Source organism: Streptomyces sp. NPDC050806 (assembly GCF_055586425.1).
In genome coordinates this window covers 244,904-265,930 of sequence record NZ_JBVJIF010000001.1, presented here as the reverse complement: position 1 = coordinate 265,930, position 21,027 = coordinate 244,904, and the positions used below count along the sequence as shown (strand labels likewise).

Genomic DNA, 21,027 nt, shown 5'->3' with positions numbered 1-21,027 from the left:
CCGCCCCTCTCCCCTACAACGCCCGCAATTCGTCCAGCAGGTTCTTCTGGGCCCAGTCGATGAACGGTTCCTGCTGGTCGCCGCCGATCTGGACGAGAGCGACCTCGGTGAAGCCGGCGTCCGCGTACGCCTTGACCGCCTTCACGTACGTCTCGACGTCGTCGCCGCACGGGAACGCCTCGGCGATGTCCTCCTTGCGTACGTACTGCGTCGCGCCACTGAAACCGGACGGCCCCGGCAGCTCGCTGTTGACCGGCCAGCCGCCGACCATCCAGCGGAACTGGTCGTGCGCCCGGGCGATCGCCGCGTCCCGGTCCGTGTCGTACGAGACCGGGATCTGGCCGATGCGCGGCTTGCCCTTGCCGCCGTGCTCGTCGAACTTCCGCAGCAGCTCGCTCTTCGGCTCCGTGGCGATCACCAGGTCGCCCAAGCGGCCCGCGATCTCGCAGGACAGGCCGCCGGACACCGCGACGCCGATCTCCGGCAGCTTGTCCGGCAGGTCCCACAGCACGGCCTGGTCCACGTCGAAGTACTCGCCGTGGTACGTCACCTCGTCACCGGAGAACAGCGCCCGGATGATCTCGATGGCCTCCTCCAGCTTCTCCAGCCGGACCGGCGCCGTGGGCCAGCCCTGCCCGACGACGTGCTCGTTGAGGGCCTCGCCCGAGCCGAGGCCGAGCCGGAACCGGCCCTCCGCGAGCAGCTGCATCGTCGCCGCCTTCTGGGCGACGACCGCGGGGTGGTAGCGGGTGGTCGGGCAGGTCACGTACGTCATCAGGGGAATGCGCGAGGTGGCCTGCGCCGCGGCGCCCAGCACGCTCCAGGCGTACGGGGCGTGGCCCTGGGAGGCCAGCCAGGGAAAGTAATGGTCCGAGGTGACCGAGAAATCAAAACCGGCGCGTTCGGCCAGGACCACGTGGTCGACGAGTTCGCGCGGGCCCGCCTGTTCGGTCATCATCGTGTAGCCGACGTCCACCATCGTCACTCACCTTTTCGGCATTCGGCTGGTTGCGGAAATCCCTCCGCGGTTCTCATTCATCGAACCGGGTACACGCTCCGTCGATGTGTATTACCGATCGATCGCACCCCCCGCGTCCCCCGAATGGCGGCGGTGATTCATGGTGAAGCGGAAGGATTCCGACGGCCGGACCCGCGTGACGGTCGTCGTGGCACTCGCGGCGAATCTCCTCATCGCGGTCGCAAAGGCCGTCGGCGGTCTGCTGTCCGCCTCGCCCGCGTTGCTGTCGGAGGCGGCGCATTCCGTCGCGGACAGTCTGAACGAGCTTTTCCTGCTCGCCGCGTTGCGCCGCAGCCGCCGCCCCGCCGACCACCGGCACCCGTTCGGGTACGGCATGGAGCGCTATTTCTGGGCGCTGCTCGCCGCGGTGGGCATCTTCGTGATGGGCGGCTGTTTCTCCTTCTTCCAGGGCTTCGACGCGCTGAGCGAGGGGTCGCACGAGACACAGAGCGGCTACACGGCCGGGCTGATCGTGCTGGGCGTGGCGTTCGTCGCGGAGGGCAGTTCGCTGGTCCGTGCGGTGTACCAGCTGCGGGTGCAGAAGGGCGGCAGCAGCGATCCGGCGCTGCGTACGGTGCTCGCCGAGGATGGTGCGGCCGTGCTGGGTGTGCTGCTGGCGGCGGCCGGGATGGTGCTGCACCTGGTGACGGGCGAGGCGGTGTGGGAGGCGTCGGCGTCCTTCGCCATCGGGTTGCTGCTGGTGTTCGTGGCGTACCGGCTCGGCAAGGAGGCTCGGGACCATCTGATCGGTGAGTCGGTCGACGCGGAGCTGCGGGAGAGCATCAAGGAGCTGCTGATGGGGCAGCCGGAGGTGGACAACGTCGCGGAGCTGCTGACGATGCGCCTCGGCGAGGACAGCTGGCTACTGGCTGCCCGCATCGATCTGGCGCCGGGGATGGACAGCGAGCGGGTGGAACTCGTCTGCGTGCGGATCAAGCATGAGGTCGAGCGCACATGGCCGCAGGCGGACCACGTCTTCCTGGACATCACCGAAGCCCCGGCGGGCACCGAGGACGCGTCGGTGGCGAGTGACGCTTCGGGGGTGGCGGGCGGCTGACCACGGCCCGCTGATCGGGCCCGGCAGCCGTGCCGGCGGGGTACGAAATCAGAGCAGCCCCGTCAGGGTGAGGGCGCCCAAGAGGGTGGTGCCGGTCAGGGTCCAGGCGATGTAGTCGCCGATGTGGCCGGAGTGGAGGAGGCGGAGGGGGTCGAGCCAGTGGCGGCTGCGGGTGTGCTGGGGGCGGCGTACGGCGAGGGTGGCGAGGCCGGTGGCTACGGCGGCGGAGAGCAGTCCGAGGAGGAGGCCGGCGGCCGACCAGTGCGGTGGGGTGAGGGACACGGTGACGCCGGGGAGGGCTTCGTCGGCGGCGCTGCCCACCGCGCTGTGCAGGGCGGGCAGCAGGCCGGTGAGGAGGGCGCCGGCGAGCAGGAGGCCGGGGACGGCGAGCATGGTGGCGGGTACCCGGGTGAGTTGCTGTTGGGTTTCGGGCTGTTCGCCTTCGCCGCTGGTCTCGCGCTCTTCGTCGTGGGCGGGCGGGGTGCCCCAGCCGCCGAAGACGCGGGCGGCGACACGGAGTACCGCTCCCCCGGTGACGGCGGAGACGAGGACGAAGAGGGCGGTGAGCCAGGGACCGCCGGCCTCTTCGGTGACGGCTTTGCCCAGTCCGGTGCCGAAGGGCGGGAGGCCGGCCAGGGCGAGTCCGCCGGCGGTGAAGTAGACGGCGGTGAGGCGGAGTTCGCGGGCGCGGTCGTGCAGGGCGTATTCGTCGATGGAGCCGTAGCGGTCGAGGAGGATGCCGGCGCAGGCGAAGAGTGCGGCTTTCACTCCGGCGTGGCCGAGGAGGTAGAGGGCGGTGCCGCCGGTGGCTTCGGGGGTGAGCAGGGCGAGGCCGATGAGGAAGAGGCCGGTGTGCGCGACGGTGGAGTAGGCCAGTAGCCGTTTGATGTGGCGTTGGTACCAGCACATGAGTGCGCCGACGGCGGCGGAGAGCACGCCGAAGGTGAGGAGGGTGCGGGTGACAGATTCGGGCGGGATGCCGCCGGGGCCGGCGAAGACGGTCCAGTAGACGCGTGCGGTGCCGTAGAGGCCGAGTTCGACCATGACGCCGGAGAGCAGCATGCAGACGGGGGTGGGGGCGACGGCGTGTGCGTCGGGGAGCCAGAAGTGGAAGGGGACGGCGGCGGCCTTGACCAGGAGTCCGGTGAGGAGGAGGACGAAGGCGGCGAGGACCAGTGCGTCGGGGGCGCCGCGGGCGTCGAGTGCGGCGCCGATGTGGCGCATGGCGAGTTCGCCGGTGCGGGAGTAGAGCAGGCCGATGCCCATGAGCATGGCGTACGCGCCGAGGGAGTTGACGACGCCGAAGGTGAGGCCGCCCTGGACGGCTTTGGCGGTTTCGACCCGGTAGCCGGTGAGGGCGTAGGCGACGACGCCCATGAGTTCGAAGAAGACGAAGGCGTTGAAGAGGTCGCCGGTGAGGACGAAGCCGCACATGCCGGCTTGGAAGAGGAGCACGAGGGCGGGGAAGGAGCCGGCGTGTTTGCGGGGTGGTTCGTCGAAGTAGCGCCAGGAGTAGACGAGGACGGCGAGGACGAGGAGGGAGACGAGGGCCGCCATGCCGAGGGCGAGGTGGTCGGCGTGGAGGACGATGCCGACGCTGTGTCCGTGGCGGGGTGTCCAGCCGCCGAGCCATTCGATGACGGGTGCGGGTGCGTGCAGGAGCAGGTGGAGGGCGAGGGCCGCGGTGGCGGCGGTGAAGGCGCAGGCGAGGGCTTCGGCGGCGGGGCGGGGGACGAAGCGGCCGGCGGCGACGAGGAGGGCGGCGCCGAAGAGTGGTGTGGCGATGACGAGCGGCAGCAGGTGGTTCATCCGCGCAGTTCCTGGAGTTCGTCCGGGTCGAGGGTGTGGTGCCGTTTGGCGACCTGTATGACCAGTGCGAGGAGGAGCGCGGTGACGGTGGCGCCGACGACAACGTCGGTGAGGGCGAGGGCCTGGACGACGGGGTCGACGACGGGGCGGGAGTGGGGCGCGATGTCGGCGAAGACGGGGGCTGTGCCGCCGTCGCGGTAGCCGACGGCGAGCAGCAGGACGTAGGTGGCGGCTTGGCAGACGGCGAGGCAGCCCACGGCGTGGATGAGGTTGCGGCTGGTGGCGAGGCCGTAGCAGCCGACGAGGAAGATCCAGGCGGCGACGAGGTAGGGCAGGACGTCCATCATGGCGTCTTCCTCCTGTCCGCCGGGGGCGCGAGGTGCGCGGGGTGGGCCATGCGCGTCATGTGCGCCGGGTGCGCCGGGTGCGCCGGGTGCGCTGTCATCGTCGTTCTTCTCCTTCCACTTCGCCTTCCTCTCCGCCGTACTCTCCGCCGCCCTCTCCCCCGCACTCTCCGCCTTCCTCCTCGATCTCGACGGCCTGGTCCAGGAAGCGGGCGAGCAGGACGACGACGGCGCAGGCGACTTCCATGCCGATGGCGGCGTTGAGCAGGGGGACGGTGCCGCCGGAGGCGAGGGAGCCGAGGGTGCCGAAGGGGAGGACGTTGGTGAGGTAGGCGGTGCCCGTGAGGAGTCCGGCGGCGCCGGTGATCAGGTAGGCGGCTTCGCCCGCCGCGTCGCCCACTTCGAAGACGCTCAGGGGGCGGATGCGTTCGAGTGCGCGGTAGTCCACGGCGATGTAGAGCAGATGGAGGGCGGTGGCGGCGACGACGCCGCCCTGGAAGCCGCCGCCGGGGGTGAGCTGGCCGTGGGCGACGATGTAGAGCCCGGTGACGAGGGTGACGGGGAGCAGGACGAGCGCGTAGCGGCGTACGGGTTTGGAGACGCGGGCGGGCGCGGGGGCGACCTGGTGTTCGTCGCGGGCCTGGCGGAGCAGGACGACGGTGCCGAGGACGGCGGCGAAGAGGATGGATTCCTCGCCGAGGGTGTCGAAGGCGCGTTGGTCGAAGTTGACGGCGGCGATGGCGTTGGCGGTGTGCCGGGCGAGTGCTTCGTGGACGGCGCGGTCGCCGTAGGGGTGGTGGTCGGTGCCGAAGGAGGGAAGCCGGAAGGCGGCGGCGATCAGGAGTGCGGCGACGCCGGCGAGGCCGAGGAGGAGTACCCACCACCGCTGTCGTCGGCTCATGGCCGCTCCTCCGCTTTCTGTGCGGCGTGTGTCCGGTCGAGGGAGCGGCGGCGGGCCTTGCGTACGGAGAGGAGGACGAGCAGGGGGGTGAGTGCGGAGCCGACGGCGAGTTGGGAGAGGGCGACGTCGGGGGCCTGGAGGACGGTGAAGAGGAGGGTGAGGGTGAGGCCGAGGAGGGAGAGGGCGAGGGACTGGCGGGCGGGTTCGCGGACGGCGACGGCGGCGGTGGCCGCCGCGGCGACGAGCAGCAGTGCGAGGGCGATGAGCAGGTCAGCCATGGTCGTCCGCCTCCTTGGGGCGGGCGCCGGCCAGGGCTTTGGCGGAGACGAGGTTGCCGCCGACGAGGAGGGCGCCGATGACGAGGAGTTTGATCAGGGAGCGGCCGGGGGGCTCGGCGAGGCACAGGGGCAGCAGGACGGCGAGGGTGGCGGCCACGGCGAAGGCGGTGGTGCGGGGGCCCTGCTGGGGGTCGTCGCCCATTTCGGGGCCGAGCAGCCGGGTGTAGACGAGGGTGCCCACAGGGCCGAGGAGGGCGACGACGAGTGCGACGTCGGTGTAGGGGGGCCGGTCGTAGCCGCGGGCGAGCAGCAGGAGTACGAGGCAGACGAGGAGGGTGCCGGTGTTCTGTGCGGCGACGCGGCGGCGCAGTGGTCCGGTGGCGGCGTACCACAGGACGGGGGTGACGCCGAGTGCCATGAGCGCGGCGGCGGCCGCGAGCCAGCCGTTCACCGGTCGGTCACCGCCCGCCGGGCGGCTCCGGCCGCGACCGCGCCCACGAGGGAGACGGCGGCCCCGACCAGGAGCTCCAGTGTGCCGACAGTGCTGATGAGGACGGCCCACAGGGCGAGGAGGGCGGCCCACCACACCGCCACCTCGACCGTGTCACGCATCCGGCGCCGCGCCATGCTGCCATCAAAACACCGCATGTTCGCCCTTTCACCGTCGACGCGCTGCCCGGGTACCCGTCGTCACAGGGAGTCGCGGGGGACGGTCTCGTTCCAGGTGCGGGAGAAGACCCGGCGGTCGCCTTCGTAGCCGTCGAGGGTGGCGTCGATGTGGAAGCTGTCCTCGTCGGAGCGGAGGGCCTGGCTGGTGACGATGCGGACGTCCCAGTCGTCGCGCCGGAAGCGCATGGTCCAGGTGGTCTCGCCGCGTACGGAGGAGAAGTCGTCGGCGACGGAGGTGTACCGCTCGTAGGCGCGGCGGGCCACGTCGATGCCCGCTTCCTCGTAACGGACGAGGCCGGCGTCCTTCACGATCTCCAGTGCGTTGTGGTAGTTCACCAGGTCGCGTTTGACGTCCCAGCGCTGTTCGGCGGGGAGCAGCTGGGTGGTGGGGATCGGCGGTGTGCCTTCGGGCTCGCCGAACGCGGGCTCGGGTACGTCGTCGGGTACGTCGTTGGGGCGCACCGGCAGGGTGAGGGTGCTGGTGCCTTCGTAGACGCTGAGGCGGACGGGGCGGGGCGGCGGCCAGGCCAGCGGCCAGTAGGAGGTGGAGAGGGAGAGGCGCAGTCGGTGGCCGGCGGGGAACGCCTGTGCGATGGAGTTGAGCTGCACGGTGGCGCGGTAGCGGCGGCCGGGTTCGAGCTGTTGGGGGGTGCCGGTGCCGTCCCGCCGGGTGAGGTTGAGCAGGCCGTAGGTGACGCGGGTGGCGCTGCCGTCGGGGGCGACGTCGGAGAGCCGGGCGGCGACCATGGCGACCGGCTCGGAGACGGAGACCTCCAGCTCGGCGGTGGCGGTGCCGAGGAGTTCCAGGGGTTCGTTGAGCGGGGGGCTGTCGAAGACGAGCGAGCCGCCGTCCTCCTCGCGCTGGTCGTAGGGGAGGTCCGGGGGCGCGTTGTAGGAGGCCCACTTGCCGGCGAACTGGCCGACGGACAGGGGTGATTCGACGGTCAGCGCGTCGCCCCGCAGGGCGTCGCCGCGGGCTTCGTCCCGGGTGTCGTCCACCGCGGTGTCTTCGTCGGGCGGGCCGATGCGGTGCCGGGTGAGGGGGTACACGGTCCGCTTGACGCGCGGGGAGGGCCACGTGGGTTCGCCGACCCAGCGGCCGGGGCGCTCCTCGTAGGCGGTGGAGGGCGGGACGCTGTCCTGCATCCAGGTGCGGAGCATGGGGCCGTCCATGGCACCGTTGTCGGCGCCCTTGAGCCAGTGGTCCCACCAGCGCACGACTTCCTGGAGGTAGCCGATGGCGGGGCCGGGCTCGCCGAGGTGGGGGAACTTGTGCGACCAGGGGCCGATGAGTCCCCTGCGGGGTACGTCGAGGTTGCCGAGGAGGCGGCTCACGGCGTTGGAGTAGCCGTCCGCCCAGCCGCTGGAGGCCAGTACGGGTACCTGTACGGCGTCGTAGTTCTCGCAGACCGAGGCGTGCCGCCAGTAGTCGTCGCGGCGCTGGTGGCGGAGCCATTCCAGGGCCCAGGGGCGGGTGGCTTCCAGGCGTTCGTGCCACATGTCGCGCCAGCGGTCGCCGACGACGGCGGGGTCGGGCGGGCAGGTGGCGTAGGCGAACATGGTGCCGGCCTCGGCGAGGTTGTCCGAGAGGAGGGCGCCGCCCATGTAGTGCATGTCGTCGCTGTACCGGTCGTCGGTGAAGGACGCGATGACGATGGCGCGGAGGCTCGCGGGCTGCCGGGCGGCGACCTGGAGCGCCGCGAAGGCGCCCCAGGAGATGCCCATCATGCCGGTGTTGCCGTCGCACCAGGGCTGGTCGGCGACCCAGGCGAGCACTTCTTCGGCGTCGGCCTGTTCCTGTTCCAGGTACTCGTCCAGCAGGACCCCTTCGGAGTCGCCGGTGCCGCGCAGGTCGACGCGGACGCAGGCGTAGCCGTGGCCGGCGAGGTAGGGGTGGTGGACCGAGTCGCGGACGGAGGTCAGGTCCCGTTTGCGGTACGGGATGTACTCGACGACGGCCGGCACCGGCTCCCCGTCGGAGGTGACGGGGCGCCAGATGTGTGCGGAGAGCCGGGTGCCGTCGGGCATGGGGATCGCGACGTGGTGTTCTTGTTTGGTCGCGTAGGGCAGGTCGCTCACGTACTGCATGCGGCTGCCGTACTCCTTTCCGATGTGCCGGTGTGCGCTCGCCGTGCCGACGGGGGCGGGTGTTCAGGCGGCGGTGGCCGCCGGCGGCGGGGTGCCTTCGAAGTGCCGGTTGAGGGCGGCCACGCAGCGGTCGTACTTCTCGGTCATCTCCGCGACGCTGTCGGCGCCGGTGACGATGTGTGCCAGTTCGCAGCTGTAGCTGTCCTGCTGCGAACTGTCGGAGAGGCGCCTGCCCTCTTCCGGCACCATCTCGATCTGAACGCCGGGTATCTCCTGTTCGATGCGCTCGATGTCCGCCGGGGTGGGCACGTTCTTCACCACCGCGTCGGTGAACCAGCGGTAGTACCACTTGGCGGCCATGCGGTACGGGCCGGGGCCGGGCGTCCACCCCGGGTGCTCGCCGAGGGCCAGGGCGACCATGACGTGGTGGTTCGGTTCGCCGTGGACGTAATGGAAGAGCTCGGCGTGCGACTGGGAGTGCCGGGGGTTGATCTCCAGCAGGTTGATCCGGTCGGTGTGCGGATCGTAGAAGAACTCGATGCTGAAGGTCGCCGCTTCCATGCCGATCTGCCGCATCACCCGTTCACTGGCGACCCGCAGCCGCTGGACGACCTCGGGCGGCAGGGTGGAGGGGTACTGATGGCGGAGGAAGCTGGAGCTGTCCGGGTAATTGATGGAATCCAGCGTGCCGTACACGGTGACCTCACCGTCGCGGACGTAGCCCTCCACGGCCACCTGGATTCCTTCGATCGCCTCTTCGGCGAGGCAGACCTGACCGCCGACCCCGGCCATTTCCGGGGGCAGCTCCAGCTGCCCCATGATGTATTCGAAGGGGCGCCCCACCCGGCTGATGCCCTGCCGTATCTTCTCGACCGCCTCCTGGAATTCCGCCTCGTTCTTGACGCCGTAGGCGAGCTCCGAGGAATAGGAGAGGGCGGGCTTGAGCCACATCGGGAACCGTACGCCCTCGGGTGATTCCGGGTGCTCGGCGGTGAGGTCCACCCGGCCGAAGCGCGGGTGTTCGCCGATGACCTTCTGCTGCTCCAGCCGGCTCCAGTACTTGTGCTCGCACTTGACGATGGATTCCAGGGAGGTGTGGCGGGTGCCGTACCGCTCGCCGAGGATCGGTACGAGGGTGGAGCCGGGGAAGTCCCAGTAGGTCACGATGGCGTCGATGCTGCCCTCGAAGGCGTCCAGAATTCCGTAGGCCTTTTCCAGCAGTTCCGGCACGGACACCTCCCCCTCCTGCAGTTCTTCGGGGGTGAGCAGGCCGTGAAATGCGTATGCGGCGGCGTCGGGAACGGCTTCCAGTTCCTGCCGGTTTCCCTCGTCCATACCGACGACAAAGATGTTCTTCCTGGTCAAGGGACCTCCTTCATTTCAGCCACGGGCCCCGGTCACCCGTCCTTCTGCCGTGTACACGCGGTCCGCGTCATCGCGGACACGCGTGAGGGCCGGCGCGCCACGCGCCTGCCCCGGGGATCGGTCCGCCGGGTACCCAGCACGCCGGAGTCATGCAGATGCGCGGGAAACTCCTGTGGCCGGATGTGATCGCCGGGGCGTACCGGATGGGCGGGGCGAAGCGGGGCAGGATGGTCCCCGCAGGGACTTCACGTCCGATGGATGGAGAGCTGACACCGTGGAATACCGCCGCCTGGGCCGCAGTGGCCTGACCATCAGCGAGATCGCGTACGGCAACTGGCTGACGCACGGTTCGCAGGTGGAGCAGGACGCCGCGACCGCCTGTATCCGTGCCGCACTGGACGCGGGCATCACCACCTTCGACACCGCCGACGTCTACGCCGAGACGCGGGCCGAGTCGGTGCTGGGCACCGCGCTCCAGGGCGAGCGGCGCGAGGGCCTGGAGATCTTCACCAAGGTCTACTTCCCGACCGGCACCGGCCGGAACGACCGGGGGCTGGGCCGCAAGCACATCATGGAGTCGATCGACGGGTCGCTGCGCCGGCTGCGCACCGACTACGTCGACCTGTACCAAGCACACCGGTACGACCACTCCACACCGCTGGAGGAGACCATGGAGGCCTTCGCCGACGTGGTCCGCTCCGGCAAGGCGCACTACATCGGTGTGTCGGAGTGGACCGCCGACCAGCTGCGCGCGGGACATGCGCTGGCCCGCGAGCTGAAGATCCCGTTCATCTCGAACCAGCCGCAGTACTCGGCGCTGTGGCGGGTGATCGAGGCGGAGGTGGTGCCGGCGAGCGAGGAGCTGGGCATCGGCCAGATCGTGTGGTCACCGATCGCGCAGGGCGTGCTGACCGGCAAGTACCTGCCGGGCGCGGCGCTGCCGGCGGGGACGCGGGCCACGGACGAGAAGGGCGGTGCGACGTTCGTCGCGCGCTGGCTGCGGGACGAGGTGCTGGAGCGGGTCCAGCAGCTGCGGCCGCTCGCGGAGGACGCGGGGCTCTCGCTCGCGCAGCTGGCCGTGGCGTGGGTGCTGCAGAACCGCAATGTCTCCGCCGCGATCATCGGTGCCTCGCGGCCCGAGCAGGTCACGGAGAACGTCGAGGCGGCCGGGGTGCGGCTGGAGGCCGACCTGCTCAAGGCCATGGAGGAGATCCTGGCCCCGGTGGCGACCCGGGACCCGGCGCTGACGGCGGGCAATCCGGCCAACGACTGAGGGCGGGCGGCAGACGGGGTACGGGCGCGGCGCGAGCGCACACCCGTACCCCGTCGGTCATTCGGTGTTCGCGTGGGCCGCGCGGGCGCGGTCGTTGTCCACCTCCAGGAGGTTCGCGAGGCGGAGTGCCACCACGTCCAGGGTGACGTGGGTCGCCTGGTCGAAAAGGCTGGACAGCGGCTGGACGCTGGCGGCCTCACCGGCGCGGCGGTATTTCGTCGCGGCGGGCAGCAGCAGGACGGTGGCGGCCAGACAGCCGAGCGGGGAGTCCGGTGCGGTGGTCACGGCGTGCACGTCGGCGCCGGCCTTGACGGCCTGTTCGGCCACCCGGACCGGGCCGGCGGTGGTGCCCGAGCCGGAGACGGCGACGACGGTGTCGCCGGCTCCGACGGCCGGGGTGGTGGTCTCGCCGATGACGTGGACGGGCAGGCCGAGGTGCATCAGCCGCATGGCGAAGGCCCTGGCCATGAAGCCGGAGCGGCCCTCGCCGGCGACGAAGACGCGGCGGGCGCGCAGGAGTACGGCCGCGAGCGTGTCGAGCGAGGCGGTGTCGACGGCGCCGAGCACGCCGCGCATCTCGTCCTGCACGGTGTTCAGCAGGGCCGCGGTGGTGGGGAGTTCCGGCCGGTCGGTCATGGTGATGGTTCCTTGTGTGGTGGGTGGATCGGTGGGTCAGCGGGCGGCGGCCGCGGCGAGGGAGCGGGCCGCCGCTTCGGGGTCGTCGGCGGCCGTCACGGCGGAGCCGACGATGACGCGTACGGGGTCGGGGCCGGTGAAGGACGGCAGGTCGGCGGCGGTCAGGCCGCCCGCGACGGCGACCCGGCGGCCGTGCCGCCAGTCCCCGAGAAGGTCGGCGGGGCTGCCGCCGGTGTGCTGGGCGTCCTTGCCGACGTGCGCGGCGAGCACGGTGCGGGCGGGCAGTCGCGCGGCGAGCGCTGTCCGCCGCTCCTCGGTGGTCTGCATCAGGTCGACCACGGTCTCGGTGCCGCGGTCGGCGGCGACGCGTACGGCGGCGTCCAGGGTGGCGTCGGCGGCGGTGCCGAGGACGGTCGCGGAGGCGGCGCCCGCGTCGTAGGCGAGGGTGAACTCGAACACCGCGTCGTCCGCGGTCTTCAGGTCGGCGAGTACGGGGACGGGCCCGGCCGCCGCGGCGACCTCGGTCACGGCCCGCATCCCGAAGTGTTTGATCAGCGAGGTGCCGACCTCGATCCAGTCGGTGTGCGGCGCGACGGCCTCGGTGATCCGCACCGCCCGTGCCAGCGGCATCCGGTCCAGGGCGATCTGCAGCTGTACGGCCATGTGGCCAACTCCTCGTGTTACTCGGGTACTTCGGTGGTTCAGGCGGCGGCGCGGGAGTGGAGGAAGGCGGCCAGCCGGGCGCGGGTGGGCAGGCCGTCGCGGTCGCCGTGGCTGGTGGTGGCGAGCGCGCCCACGGCGGCGGCCCTCGCCAGCGCCTCAGCCGGGCCGAGGCCGTCCAGGTGGGCACTGATCAGCCCGGCCGCGAAGCCGTCGCCGGCCCCCACGGTGTCCACGGCGCGGACCGGGAACACCGGCTGCGCCCAGGTCCCGCCCGTGGCGTCGTACAGGGTGGCACCGCGGGCGCCGTCCTTCAGGACGACACGGCGGACGCCTCGCTCCAGGTACCAGTGGGCCACGTCGGCCGGTTCCCGCGCGCCGGTGAGGAGCCGGCCCTCGCTCAGTCCGGGGAGCACCCAGTCCGCGCGCACCGCGAGGTCGTTGACGGTCCGCACCATCTCGGCGGGGTCCGGCCAGAGCGCCGGCCGCAGGTTCGGGTCGAAGGAGACGGTGCGGCCGGCGTCGCGGGCCGCGGCGAGGGCGCGGTGGGTGAAGGCGCGGGCCGTGGGTGACAGGGCGGCGGGGATGCCGGTCAGGTGGAGGTGGCGGGCGTCGCGTATGTAGGCGTCGGCGGCTTCGGAGGGGGCGAGGCGGCTGCCGGCGGAGTGCTTGCGGAAGTACACCACTTCCGGGTCGCCCTCCAGGACGCGGCTCTTGAGCTGGAAGCCGGTACGGGCCTCGGGGTCCACGGTCACCCGGCTGATGTCCACGCCTTCCGCGCGCAGCGCGTCGCGTGCGTGGCTGCCGAGCGGGTCGTCGCCGACGCGGCCCACCCAGCCCGCGGTGTGGCCGAGACGGACCAGCCCGGTGGCGACGTTGATCTCGGCGCCGGCCAGGGAGCGGGTGTAGTGGGTGACGTCGGCCAGCGGTCCGGCGTCGGCCGCGACGAGCATCCCCATGATCTCGCCGAACGTGACCACATCGAGTCGGGGCCGGGCCGCGGGAGCGGCGGTGGGGGTCATCGGGGGCCTCCGGCGCGTACGAGAGCGGGTTTCATCGGGGGCCTCCGGCGCGTACGGGGGTGGTCAGGGTGCCGATGCCGGCGACTGTGGCGTCGGCGCGGCCGCCGGGAACGAGCGGGCCGTACTCCCCCGGCGCGCCGGTGAGGACGACGTCACCGGGACCGAGGGGCAGCAACTCTCCGACGTAGCAGAGGATTTCGGCGATCGAGCGGGCGAGGCCGCCGGTGGAAGCGGGGCGCAGTGGTACGCCGTCGAGGGCGAGGGCCACCTCGGTGTCGTCGGGTGCGGGCAGGTCGGTCTCGATCCAGGGGCCGAGCGGGGTGAAGCCCGGCCGGCCCTTGGCCGAGGTCCACAGCGGATCGCTGCGTTGCAGGTCGCGGGCTGTGATGTCGTTGGCGACGGTCCAGCCGAAGACGGTCCGCAGGACGGTGTCGGGGGTGTGTCCGGCGGGCGGCGCGGCGAGGACGACGGCGAGTTCGGCCTCGGCGTCGACACGCCCGATGCCGTGCGGGAGGTGCACCGGCTCGCCGGGGCCGATGACGGAGCGGGCGGGTTTGAGGAAGGCCTGCGGCGGCAGGGCGCGGTCGGCCGGGCCGGCGTTGTGGGCCATGCCGACGACGGTGCACGGCTCGACGGGCGCGAGCAGCCGGGCCTCGGCGAGCGGGAGGCGGCGGCCGAGCCGTACGGGTGCCGGGCCGGCTGCGCCGTCCGCCGCTCCCCCGTCGGCGAAGGGGTCGGCGACCAGTTCGGCGGTGTCTCCGTCGAGTACGGCGTGGGCGGTGCCGCCGGCGTGGGCGATTCGAGCGATGCGCATGCTGCTGTCAGGCGTCCTTCGGGGTGGGGACGGGCCGCGGCTCCGGGACGGCGTCCGGGGCCGCTTCGCTCCGGGGCGCCCGTACCGCGAACATCAGCAGCGCGGCGAGGACCAGGCAGCCGGCCATGGTGAGGAACGAGGCGGCGGTGGAGCCGGTGACGTCGTTCAGGGTGCCGATCAGGTAGCTGCCGGCGAATCCGCCGAGCGCACCGAAGGAGTTGATGAGGCCGACGGCGGCGGCGCTCAGCTTCTGCGGCAGCAGTTCGGGAATGGTGGCGAAGTAGGGGCCGTACGGCGCGTACATGCCGGCGGCGGCGAGGCACAGCAGCGGGTAGGAGAGCCAGAAGGCGTCGCCGAGGAGGTAGGAGCCGTAGAAGCCGGCGGCGCCGAGCAGCAGCCACGGCCACACGTAGCGGTTGCGTGCGCCGGCCCGGTCCGAGGCGCGGCTGTTCCAGAGCATCGCGGCGCAGGCGAAGAGGTACGGCAGGGCGGAGATCAGTCCGGTGAGGCCGATGCCCTCGTCACTGCCCGCGCGGACGATGGAGGGCAGCCAGAAGACGAAGCCGTAGACGCCGAGGCTCCACAGGAAGTACTGGAGGGAGAGCAGGAGGACGTTGCGGGAGCGGAGTGCGGCGAGGTAGCCGCCGGCGCCGGGCGGCAGCCGGCGCTGTTCGGCGGCGAGGGCGCCTTCGAGGGCCGTGCGCTCTTCGGGGGTGAGCCACCTGGCGTCGCGCGGGTGGTCGTCGATGGTCTTGTGGAAGACGAACGCCCAGATCAGCGCGGGGACGCCCTGGGCGATGAACATGCCGTGCCAGCCGACCCATTCGACGAGGTAGCCGGAGACGACGGTGAGCCAGAGGACGGTGGCGGGGTTGCCGAGGATGAGCCAGGTGTTGGCACGGCCGCGCTCGCGGGACGTGAACCAGTGGGTGATGTGGATGACCATCGCGGGCAGCACGGCGGCCTCCGAGACGCCGAGCAGGAACCGCACCACCATCAGCACGCGTACGTCCGGGATGAGTCCCTGGGCGGTGGCGAGCACGCCCCACAGCAGCAGGCACCAGACGATGAGCCGTTTGACGCTCCGTCGCTCGGCGTAGATCGCGCCGGGGATCTGGAAGGCGAAGTAGCCGAGGAAGAACAGCGAGCCGAGCAGGGCCGAGACCGAACCGGTGATGTGCAGGTCGTCGGCCATGCCGCCGGCGGCGGCCACGGAGAAGTTGGAGCGTTCCAGGTACGCGAAGCTGTAGGTCACGAAGACCACGGGCATCAGCCGGGTCCAGCGCCGGCGGCTGAGAGCGGCGGCGGGCGCCGGAGCGGCGGCCGGAGGCGGGGTCGACATCCAGGAGGCCTTTCTCCCGAGACGGCAGGTGGGCAGAGAGCAGTAGTTTTGCCACGATGCGGCAAGGGCTTCCGCAAGTTGAAAAAGAGAATGACGGGCGCGTTTCTGCCTGTCAACGGATTGTTTCCGCATGGAAGAAAACCTTGCCGCGATGCGAGAAGCGATGTGCGAAACTGGCGGCATGTCCGCCAGTGCCCCCTCCCCCGCACCGCCCTCCGACATGGTCGGCAAGGCCCTGCACGTCCTCACCCTGCTCGGCGAACGCCCGGCCGGCGTCACCCTCTCCGAGCTGGCCCGCGCCTCCGGCTTCCCGACCAGCACGTGCTACCGCCTGCTGAAGTCCCTCTCCCGGGACGGCTTCGTGGAGTTCGACACCCGCGCGAAGCACTACACGCTCGGCCTGCGGGTGTACCAGCTCGGCCAGCGGGTCTCGCACGCGCACGGCTTCGCGGGCGTCGCGCTCCCGGTGATGCGCAAGCTCGCCGAGACCTGCCGGGAAGCGGTCCTGATGTCGGTACTGGACGGCGACAAGCAGCTCTACATCCATCACGTGGAGGGCCCGCAGCAGGTCAGCGTGCGCGGCGAGCCCGGCAAGCACGGTCCGGTCCACTGCACCTCGATGGGCAAGGTGCTGATCGCGTTCGCCCCGCCCGAGGTGCGCGACGCGCTCGTCGAGAATGTCGAACTGACCGCACTGGGCCCCCACGCCCTCACCGACCGCGCCGCGTTCCGGGCCGAGATCGAGACGGTACGCGCCCAGGGGCACGCGGTCGCCGACGAGGAGCACGAGCCCGGCATCCGGGCGCTCGGCGTCCCCATCCCGGGCCCGGACGGCGTCGCGCACGCCGCGCTCTCGATCGCGGCCCCCGCCTTCCGCATGCCGCTCGACGAACTCCTGGCATTCCGCCCCGCCCTGGCGAACGCGGCCCAGGAACTCGCCGTACTGCTCCCGCCCCGGTCCTTCTGAGGCGCCGCGCCCGGCGGCGACTAAAGCGCATTAGTTGTCGCCGGGGTCTGGCCTTCCGCATTCCTCCCTCGCCAGAATTGCCCGCGGCCCGGCCCGTGTTCGTCCGGAAAGAGGGAGAGACCCGATGCACATGACCAGACGTGGCGTACTCCTCGCGTCCATGGCACTGTCCATGACCGCGGCGGCACCGGCGTGGGCGGCGGGTTCCGCCGCGCCGGGCCGGCGGCTCGCCGTCTATTACCAGACGCAGTACACGAACGGCACGTACGTCTCCCCGCTCGGCCTCACCGAGCACGGTACGGGCACAACACACGTACTGGTGGCGGCAGTTCATCTCAACGACGTGAACGGGCCGTACGCGCCGGTGCATCTGAACGACGATCCTCCGGAGGCGGCGAAGTTCGCCCCGATGTGGCGGGACCTGAAGACGATGCAGGGGCAGGGCGTGCGGGTGCTCGCCATGCTGGGCGGCGCGGCACCGGGCAGCTTCCAGCGGCTGGACTCCGAATTCAGTACGTATTATCCGCTGCTGCGGGATTTCCTGCGCGCTTACGGTCTGGACGGCGTGGACCTCGATGTCGAGGAGCGGATGTCGCTCGCCGGGATCGAGCGGGTCGTCGACGCGCTGCGGGCCGACTTCGGACCGGATTTCCTCATCACGCTCGCGCCGGTGGCGAGCGCGCTCGGCGGCGGCGGGAACCTCTCCGGCTTCGACTACGAGCAGCTGTACCGGGACCGCGGCGGCGACATCGCCTGGTTCAACGCCCAGTTCTACAACGGCTGGGGCAGCATGACCGCCACCCGCGACTACGACGCGATCGTCGGCCGCGGCCTGATCCCCGCCGACAAGGTGGTCGCCGGCGCGCTGACCTCCCCGGGCAACGGCAACGGCTACGTCGACGTGCCGGCCCTCACCCGGACGCTGGCCGAGCTGCGCGCGAAGTACAGCGGCTTCGGCGGAGTGGCCGGCTGGGAGTACTTCAACTCCGAGCCGGGCGGCACGGCCGCACCGTGGCAGTGGGCGACGGAGGTGTCGGGCGCACTGTTCCGCTGAGCCGCCCGGAACCCGGGCACCACTGCCCTCTTGCTCAGGGGTTGTGCCGACTGTAGACACGGGACGGCGCAGCAGAACCGACCGTACCGCCGGGCCGGGCCCGGCTGAGAGGCAGGTACCGCATGCCCCCCTCCCCGGACGGCACAGCCCCGCTCAGCGGCGTACGGGTCGTCGAGATCGGTGCGTACATGGCCGCCCCGTTCGCGGCGATGCAGCTCGCCGACCTGGGCGCCGAGGTGATCAAAGTGGAGAGTCCCGGCACCGGCGATCCCACGCGTGCCAACGGGCCGTTCGTCGGGACGGAGAGTTCGCCGTTCCTCCGGCTCAACCGCAACAAGCGGTCCCTGGCGGTGGACCTGAAGACCCCGCAGGGCGCGGAGCTGCTGCGGGATCTGGCCGGCACCGCCGACGTCCTGGTGGAGAACCTGCGGCCGGGCGCGATGCGGCGGCTCGGCCTGGGCTACGAGGACCTGCGCGCCACCTGTCCGCGGCTGGTCTACGTCTCCGCCTCCGGCTGGGGCCAGGACGGGCCGCTGGCCCACCTCCCCGGCCTGGACATCATGGCGCAGGCCCGGTCCGGGATCATGAGCATCACCGGTGAGCCGGACAGCGGTCCGGTGAAGGCGGGGGTCCCGGTGTGCGATCTCGTGTGCGGGCTGTACGGCGCGCTGGCGGCGGTGTCCGCGCTGCGGGCCAGGGACGTCACCGGCGAGGGACAGTACATCGACGTGTCGCTCCTCGAATCGGCGGTGTCGCTGACCATCTGGGAGGCGGGCCGCTACTTCGCCACCGGTGAGGCCGGACAGCGGCTGGGGTCCGCGCACCAGACCAACGCGCCGTACCAGGCGGTGCGTTCCCGGGACGGCTGGGTGACGGTCGGTGCCATCACACCGCGGACCTGGAAGGACTTCACCACCGCGCTCGGGCTGGAAGAGCTGTCGGCCGATCCGCGGTACGCGACCACCACCGACCGCCACGCGCACCGCGACACACTGATCCCGGCGATCGAGGCCGTCACCGCGACGCTGGACAGCGCGGAGATCGTCGGACGGCTGGACGCGGCCGGGGTGCCGTGCGCGCCGATCTCGACGACCGACCAGGTCTTCACCGACCGGCACCTGGCCGAGCGCGACTTCCTGTGGGACGCCGGCCACCCGCTGCTGGGCCCGGTGCGGCAGCTCGGCTCCCCCATGCGGTTCTCCGCGACGCCGGCCCGCCGGGACACGGCAGGGCCGGTGCTCGGCGCGGACACCGCCGAAGTGCTGGCGGACCTGGGGTACCCGGCGGAGCGGATCAGTGCGCTGATGGCTGACGGGGTCGTGCACGGCCCGGACCAATTCCACGACGACGGACAGGAGCGCGGCGATGGATGAGACGGCGCCGGACGACGAACTGCTGGTGGACCGGCGCGGGCCGGTGCTCACCGTGACCTTCAACCGGCCGGCCCAGCACAACGCGATGACGTGGCGGATGTACGAGGGGCTGCGGAAGGCCTGCGAGCGGGCCGACCGGGAGGAGGGCATCCGCGTACTGGTGCTGCGCGGCGCCGGTGGGAAGGCGTTCGTGGCCGGTACGGACATCGGTCGGTTCCGGGAGTTCCGGGACGGGCGGGACGGTGTGGCGTACGAAGCGGGGATCACCGAGGTCGTGGACCGGCTGGAGTCGGTCACCGTGCCGACCGTTGCCATGGTCACCGGCCCCTGCGTCGGCGGCGGCCTGATCCTCGCGGCCGTCTGCGACCTGCGCATCGCCACACCTGCCGCGCGCTTCGGCGCACCGATCGCCCGGACGCTCGGCAACTGCCTGTCCATGAACACCATGTCGCTGCTGGTCCAGCACCTGGGCCGCGGGCGCACGCTCGATCTGCTGTTGCGGGCCCGGCTGCTGGACGCGGAGGAGGCGGCGGCCGCGGGGTTCGTCACCCGGGTGTGCGCGGACGACACGGTGGAGGAGGCCGTCGAGGAGACGGTACGCACGCTCGTGGCACACGCCCCGCTGTCGATGTGGGCGGCGAAGGAGGCGGTGGCGCGGTTGCGCCGGGCGGCCGTGCCCGACGGTGACGACATCGTCTCCACCGTGTTCGGCAGCGCGGACTTCCACCACGGCGTCGAGGCGTTCCTGCGCAAGGAGCCGCCGAGGTGGACGGGGCGCTGAGGCGCCCCTGCCGCCGCGGCGCGCGAGCTCTCAGAGCCATCCCGGTACGACGAAGACCGCCCAGGTGGCCAGCGGCGCGGCCACCGTCATGCTCATCCCCCAGGCCATGAGCCGCCGGAAGACCTGGTCCCGGACGGGTTCGGGGGCGTTGGCGGTGACCAGGGCGCCGCTGGTGGAGAACGGTGAGGAGTCCACCACGGACGCCGAGATCGCCAGCGCGGTGATCATGCCGACCGCGCCGACGTGGCCGCCGAGGAGGAACGGCACCGCCAGGGGGATCAGCGCGCCGAGTATGCCGGTGGTGGAGGCGAAGGCGGAGACCGCACTGCCGATGAAGCAGATCAGCAGCGCGCCGAGCAGCGGGGCCCGGACCGAGGCGACGCTGTCGCCGAGCCAGGTGATGGTGCCCATGCGCTCCATCAGGCTGACATAGGTCACGATGCCGCAGACCAGGAGGACAGTGGACCACGCGCAGCGGTCGACCGCGCCCTTGGCGGCGCGGGGTGAGAAGAGCGCGAGGACCACGGTCACGGTGAGTGCCATGAGACCGACGTCGAGGTCGAAGAAGAGCGCGCCGACGACGAGGCAGAGCAGGCCGAGGAGGGTGAGGGCGCGCATCCGGTCGAGGGTGACGGGCGCGGCGGCGAGGGGGCTGCCGTCCGCTCCGGTCGCGGCGGGCGCGGTCGCGGGTGCGAGGGTCGCCGCGGTGGAGCCGTTGGGGTACGCGGCCGGCCGTGCCGGGGCTCCGGTGCCGCCCGTGGGCCGTTCGTCGGCCGCGGGTGTGCCGGGATCCTCCGCCGTCACGTCCCGCGCCCGCCGCCCGATCAGCCTGCGACCGCCGAAGAGGAAGAAGACCAGGACGCTGAGCACGGCGTTGAAGAGGAAGGAGGCGACGAACAGCAGCACGGGGTCGCCCGGCAGATGGTTGCGGGCGACCACGCCGTTGGTGATGCTGCCGAAGATGCTGATCGGGGAGAAGCCGCCCGCGCTGCCGCCGTTGATGACGAACAGGCCCATGAGGACGGGGCTGATGCGGTAGCGGGTGGCGAAGCCGATGGCGATGGGGGCCACGACGCCGACGGCTGCCGGGACGACCGCGCCGACGCCGGTCAGCACCGCGGTGACCAGGAACATCATCCAGGGGATCAGTGCGATGCGGCCTCGGACGGCGCGGGTCGCGGTGTGGATGAGCCAGTCGACGGTGCCGTTGTTCCTGGCGATGGCGAAGAGGAAGGTGACGCCGACGAGGACGACGAACAGGTCGCCGGGGAAGCCGCCGAAGATGTCGTCCGCGGTCTCGCCCGCGACGGCGGTACCCACCACGAAGGCGGCCACGATGGCCAGGGCGCCCATGTGTACGGAGGTGAGGGTGGCGACGGCGAACACCACCACCAGCGCGATGATGGAGATGACGTGATCTGACACGAGGCTGCCTCGCCTTCGGTCGACGGTCATGAGGAGAGGCGCGCGCGACTCCCCTTCATGCCACGGGGCCGGCCGTGCCGACGGGCCGCCCGCCACCGGTGGCAGGCGTCGTCGGAGCGCGTCCGCGCACGCCAAAGGTGTTCCGCATGGC

At 71.7% G+C, this 21,027-nt stretch carries 21 protein-coding genes; 6 read left to right on the top strand and 15 right to left on the bottom strand.

Annotated features, from left to right (window positions below):
* Positions 1–13 precede the first annotated feature (13 nt).
* A complete protein-coding gene (locus tag ACZ6WH_RS01165; RefSeq protein ID WP_469725071.1) occupies positions 14–979 on the bottom strand; it encodes an LLM class F420-dependent oxidoreductase in 966 nt (321 codons plus the stop codon).
* Positions 980–1,118: 139 nt separating this feature from the next.
* Here ACZ6WH_RS01165 and ACZ6WH_RS01160 point away from each other — a divergent pair, with 139 nt between their 5' ends.
* Positions 1,119–2,075, top strand: coding sequence for a cation diffusion facilitator family transporter (locus ACZ6WH_RS01160; RefSeq protein WP_469725070.1), 957 nt, complete (start codon positions 1,119–1,121; stop codon positions 2,073–2,075).
* 48 nt (positions 2,076–2,123) lie between these two features.
* Here the strand turns inward: ACZ6WH_RS01160 and ACZ6WH_RS01155 are convergent, their stop codons facing one another.
* The 8 genes from ACZ6WH_RS01155 to ACZ6WH_RS01120 form a co-directional block, all read right to left on the bottom strand.
* Positions 2,124–3,884, bottom strand: a complete 1,761-nt coding sequence (locus ACZ6WH_RS01155) for a complex I subunit 5 family protein (RefSeq protein WP_469725068.1) — start codon at positions 3,882–3,884, stop codon at positions 2,124–2,126.
* Positions 3,881–4,231 (bottom strand): sodium:proton antiporter, encoded by a 351-nt coding sequence (locus ACZ6WH_RS01150; protein WP_432850648.1) that lies wholly within the window; start codon positions 4,229–4,231, stop codon positions 3,881–3,883. Before ACZ6WH_RS01150 ends, ACZ6WH_RS01155 begins: the two co-directional genes overlap by 4 nt.
* 94 nt (positions 4,232–4,325) lie before the next feature.
* Entirely contained in the window at positions 4,326–5,129 is an 804-nt protein-coding gene (locus ACZ6WH_RS01145; RefSeq protein ID WP_469725065.1) for an MnhB domain-containing protein, read from the bottom strand.
* Positions 5,126–5,407, bottom strand: a complete 282-nt coding sequence (locus ACZ6WH_RS01140; protein WP_469725064.1) for a Na(+)/H(+) antiporter subunit B — start codon at positions 5,405–5,407, stop codon at positions 5,126–5,128. The genes ACZ6WH_RS01145 and ACZ6WH_RS01140 overlap by 4 nt, the downstream gene beginning before the upstream one ends.
* Positions 5,400–5,858: an MrpF/PhaF family protein gene (locus ACZ6WH_RS01135; protein ID WP_469725062.1), complete on the bottom strand. Its 459-nt coding sequence runs from the start codon at positions 5,856–5,858 to the stop codon at positions 5,400–5,402. The genes ACZ6WH_RS01140 and ACZ6WH_RS01135 overlap by 8 nt, the downstream gene beginning before the upstream one ends.
* Positions 5,855–6,034 (bottom strand): hypothetical protein, encoded by a 180-nt coding sequence (locus ACZ6WH_RS01130; protein ID WP_469725061.1) that lies wholly within the window; start codon positions 6,032–6,034, stop codon positions 5,855–5,857. Before ACZ6WH_RS01130 ends, ACZ6WH_RS01135 begins: the two co-directional genes overlap by 4 nt.
* Before the next feature lie 63 nt (positions 6,035–6,097).
* Positions 6,098–8,164: a CocE/NonD family hydrolase gene (locus tag ACZ6WH_RS01125; protein WP_469725060.1), complete on the bottom strand. Its 2,067-nt coding sequence runs from the start codon at positions 8,162–8,164 to the stop codon at positions 6,098–6,100.
* Between the two features lie 63 nt (positions 8,165–8,227).
* Entirely contained in the window at positions 8,228–9,499 is a 1,272-nt protein-coding gene (locus tag ACZ6WH_RS01120) for an ATP-grasp domain-containing protein (protein WP_469726199.1), read from the bottom strand.
* Positions 9,500–9,803: 304 nt separating this feature from the next.
* On the opposite strand from ACZ6WH_RS01120, the gene ACZ6WH_RS01115 reads away from it, so the two are divergent.
* Positions 9,804–10,802 (top strand): aldo/keto reductase family protein, encoded by a 999-nt coding sequence (locus ACZ6WH_RS01115; protein ID WP_399711923.1) that lies wholly within the window; start codon positions 9,804–9,806, stop codon positions 10,800–10,802.
* A 57-nt stretch (positions 10,803–10,859) separates the two neighbouring features.
* Here the strand turns inward: ACZ6WH_RS01115 and hxlB are convergent, their stop codons facing one another.
* Genes hxlB through ACZ6WH_RS01090 form a run of 5 tightly spaced genes read right to left on the bottom strand, consistent with a single transcriptional unit; the run spans position 10,860 to position 15,276 of the window.
* Positions 10,860–11,438: a 6-phospho-3-hexuloisomerase gene (gene hxlB, locus ACZ6WH_RS01110; protein ID WP_469725059.1), complete on the bottom strand. Its 579-nt coding sequence runs from the start codon at positions 11,436–11,438 to the stop codon at positions 10,860–10,862.
* Between the two features lie 36 nt (positions 11,439–11,474).
* A complete protein-coding gene (locus tag ACZ6WH_RS01105) occupies positions 11,475–12,101 on the bottom strand; it encodes an orotidine 5'-phosphate decarboxylase / HUMPS family protein (protein ID WP_469725058.1) in 627 nt (208 codons plus the stop codon).
* 38 nt (positions 12,102–12,139) lie between these two features.
* Positions 12,140–13,120, bottom strand: coding sequence for a sugar kinase (locus tag ACZ6WH_RS01100; protein WP_469725056.1), 981 nt, complete (start codon positions 13,118–13,120; stop codon positions 12,140–12,142).
* Between the two features lie 31 nt (positions 13,121–13,151).
* A complete protein-coding gene (locus ACZ6WH_RS01095) occupies positions 13,152–13,934 on the bottom strand; it encodes a fumarylacetoacetate hydrolase family protein (RefSeq protein ID WP_469725055.1) in 783 nt (260 codons plus the stop codon).
* 7 nt (positions 13,935–13,941) lie between these two features.
* Complete coding sequence (locus ACZ6WH_RS01090) at positions 13,942–15,276, bottom strand: MFS transporter (protein ID WP_469725054.1); 1,335 nt, start codon at positions 15,274–15,276, stop codon at positions 13,942–13,944.
* Between the two features lie 181 nt (positions 15,277–15,457).
* Here ACZ6WH_RS01090 and ACZ6WH_RS01085 point away from each other — a divergent pair, with 181 nt between their 5' ends.
* The 4 genes from ACZ6WH_RS01085 (at position 15,458) to ACZ6WH_RS01070 (ending at position 19,451) form a co-directional block, all read left to right on the top strand.
* A complete protein-coding gene (locus ACZ6WH_RS01085; RefSeq protein WP_469725053.1) occupies positions 15,458–16,243 on the top strand; it encodes an IclR family transcriptional regulator in 786 nt (261 codons plus the stop codon).
* Positions 16,244–16,367: 124 nt separating this feature from the next.
* On the top strand, positions 16,368–17,297 hold the full coding sequence (locus ACZ6WH_RS01080; RefSeq protein WP_469725051.1) for a glycosyl hydrolase family 18 protein: 930 nt from the start codon (positions 16,368–16,370) through the stop codon (positions 17,295–17,297).
* A gap of 122 nt (positions 17,298–17,419) precedes the next feature.
* Positions 17,420–18,670: a CaiB/BaiF CoA transferase family protein gene (locus tag ACZ6WH_RS01075; protein ID WP_469725049.1), complete on the top strand. Its 1,251-nt coding sequence runs from the start codon at positions 17,420–17,422 to the stop codon at positions 18,668–18,670.
* Entirely contained in the window at positions 18,663–19,451 is a 789-nt protein-coding gene (locus ACZ6WH_RS01070) for an enoyl-CoA hydratase/isomerase family protein (RefSeq protein ID WP_469725047.1), read from the top strand. Before ACZ6WH_RS01075 ends, ACZ6WH_RS01070 begins: the two co-directional genes overlap by 8 nt.
* Before the next feature lie 30 nt (positions 19,452–19,481).
* Here the strand turns inward: ACZ6WH_RS01070 and ACZ6WH_RS01065 are convergent, their stop codons facing one another.
* The gene (locus ACZ6WH_RS01065; RefSeq protein ID WP_469725045.1) at positions 19,482–20,876 is read right to left on the bottom strand and encodes an SLC13 family permease; all 1,395 of its coding nucleotides are present in this window, start codon (positions 20,874–20,876) and stop codon (positions 19,482–19,484) included.
* Positions 20,877–21,027: the final 151 nt, after the last annotated feature.

Excerpts from the sequence above, each read along its gene's own strand:
- ACZ6WH_RS01165 (WP_469725071.1), bottom strand. The coding sequence starts at position 979 with ATGGTGGACGTCGGCTACACGATGATGACCGAACAGGCGGGCCCGCGC.
- ACZ6WH_RS01160 (WP_469725070.1), top strand. The coding sequence starts at position 1,119 with ATGGTGAAGCGGAAGGATTCCGACGGCCGGACCCGCGTGACGGTCGTC.
- ACZ6WH_RS01155 (WP_469725068.1), bottom strand. The coding sequence starts at position 3,884 with ATGAACCACCTGCTGCCGCTCGTCATCGCCACACCACTCTTCGGCGCC.
- ACZ6WH_RS01150 (WP_432850648.1), bottom strand. The coding sequence starts at position 4,231 with ATGATGGACGTCCTGCCCTACCTCGTCGCCGCCTGGATCTTCCTCGTC.
- ACZ6WH_RS01145 (WP_469725065.1), bottom strand. The coding sequence starts at position 5,129 with ATGAGCCGACGACAGCGGTGGTGGGTACTCCTCCTCGGCCTCGCCGGC.
- ACZ6WH_RS01140 (WP_469725064.1), bottom strand. The coding sequence starts at position 5,407 with ATGGCTGACCTGCTCATCGCCCTCGCACTGCTGCTCGTCGCCGCGGCG.
- ACZ6WH_RS01130 (WP_469725061.1), bottom strand. The coding sequence starts at position 6,034 with ATGGCGCGGCGCCGGATGCGTGACACGGTCGAGGTGGCGGTGTGGTGG.
- ACZ6WH_RS01125 (WP_469725060.1), bottom strand. The coding sequence starts at position 8,164 with ATGCAGTACGTGAGCGACCTGCCCTACGCGACCAAACAAGAACACCAC.
- ACZ6WH_RS01120 (WP_469726199.1), bottom strand. The coding sequence starts at position 9,499 with ATGGACGAGGGAAACCGGCAGGAACTGGAAGCCGTTCCCGACGCCGCC.
- hxlB (WP_469725059.1), bottom strand. The coding sequence starts at position 11,438 with ATGACCGACCGGCCGGAACTCCCCACCACCGCGGCCCTGCTGAACACC.
- ACZ6WH_RS01105 (WP_469725058.1), bottom strand. The coding sequence starts at position 12,101 with ATGGCCGTACAGCTGCAGATCGCCCTGGACCGGATGCCGCTGGCACGG.
- ACZ6WH_RS01100 (WP_469725056.1), bottom strand. The coding sequence starts at position 13,120 with ATGACCCCCACCGCCGCTCCCGCGGCCCGGCCCCGACTCGATGTGGTC.
- ACZ6WH_RS01095 (WP_469725055.1), bottom strand. The coding sequence starts at position 13,934 with ATGCGCATCGCTCGAATCGCCCACGCCGGCGGCACCGCCCACGCCGTA.
- ACZ6WH_RS01090 (WP_469725054.1), bottom strand. The coding sequence starts at position 15,276 with ATGTCGACCCCGCCTCCGGCCGCCGCTCCGGCGCCCGCCGCCGCTCTC.
- ACZ6WH_RS01085 (WP_469725053.1), top strand. The coding sequence starts at position 15,458 with ATGTCCGCCAGTGCCCCCTCCCCCGCACCGCCCTCCGACATGGTCGGC.
- ACZ6WH_RS01080 (WP_469725051.1), top strand. The coding sequence starts at position 16,368 with ATGCACATGACCAGACGTGGCGTACTCCTCGCGTCCATGGCACTGTCC.
- ACZ6WH_RS01075 (WP_469725049.1), top strand. The coding sequence starts at position 17,420 with ATGCCCCCCTCCCCGGACGGCACAGCCCCGCTCAGCGGCGTACGGGTC.
- ACZ6WH_RS01070 (WP_469725047.1), top strand. The coding sequence starts at position 18,663 with ATGGATGAGACGGCGCCGGACGACGAACTGCTGGTGGACCGGCGCGGG.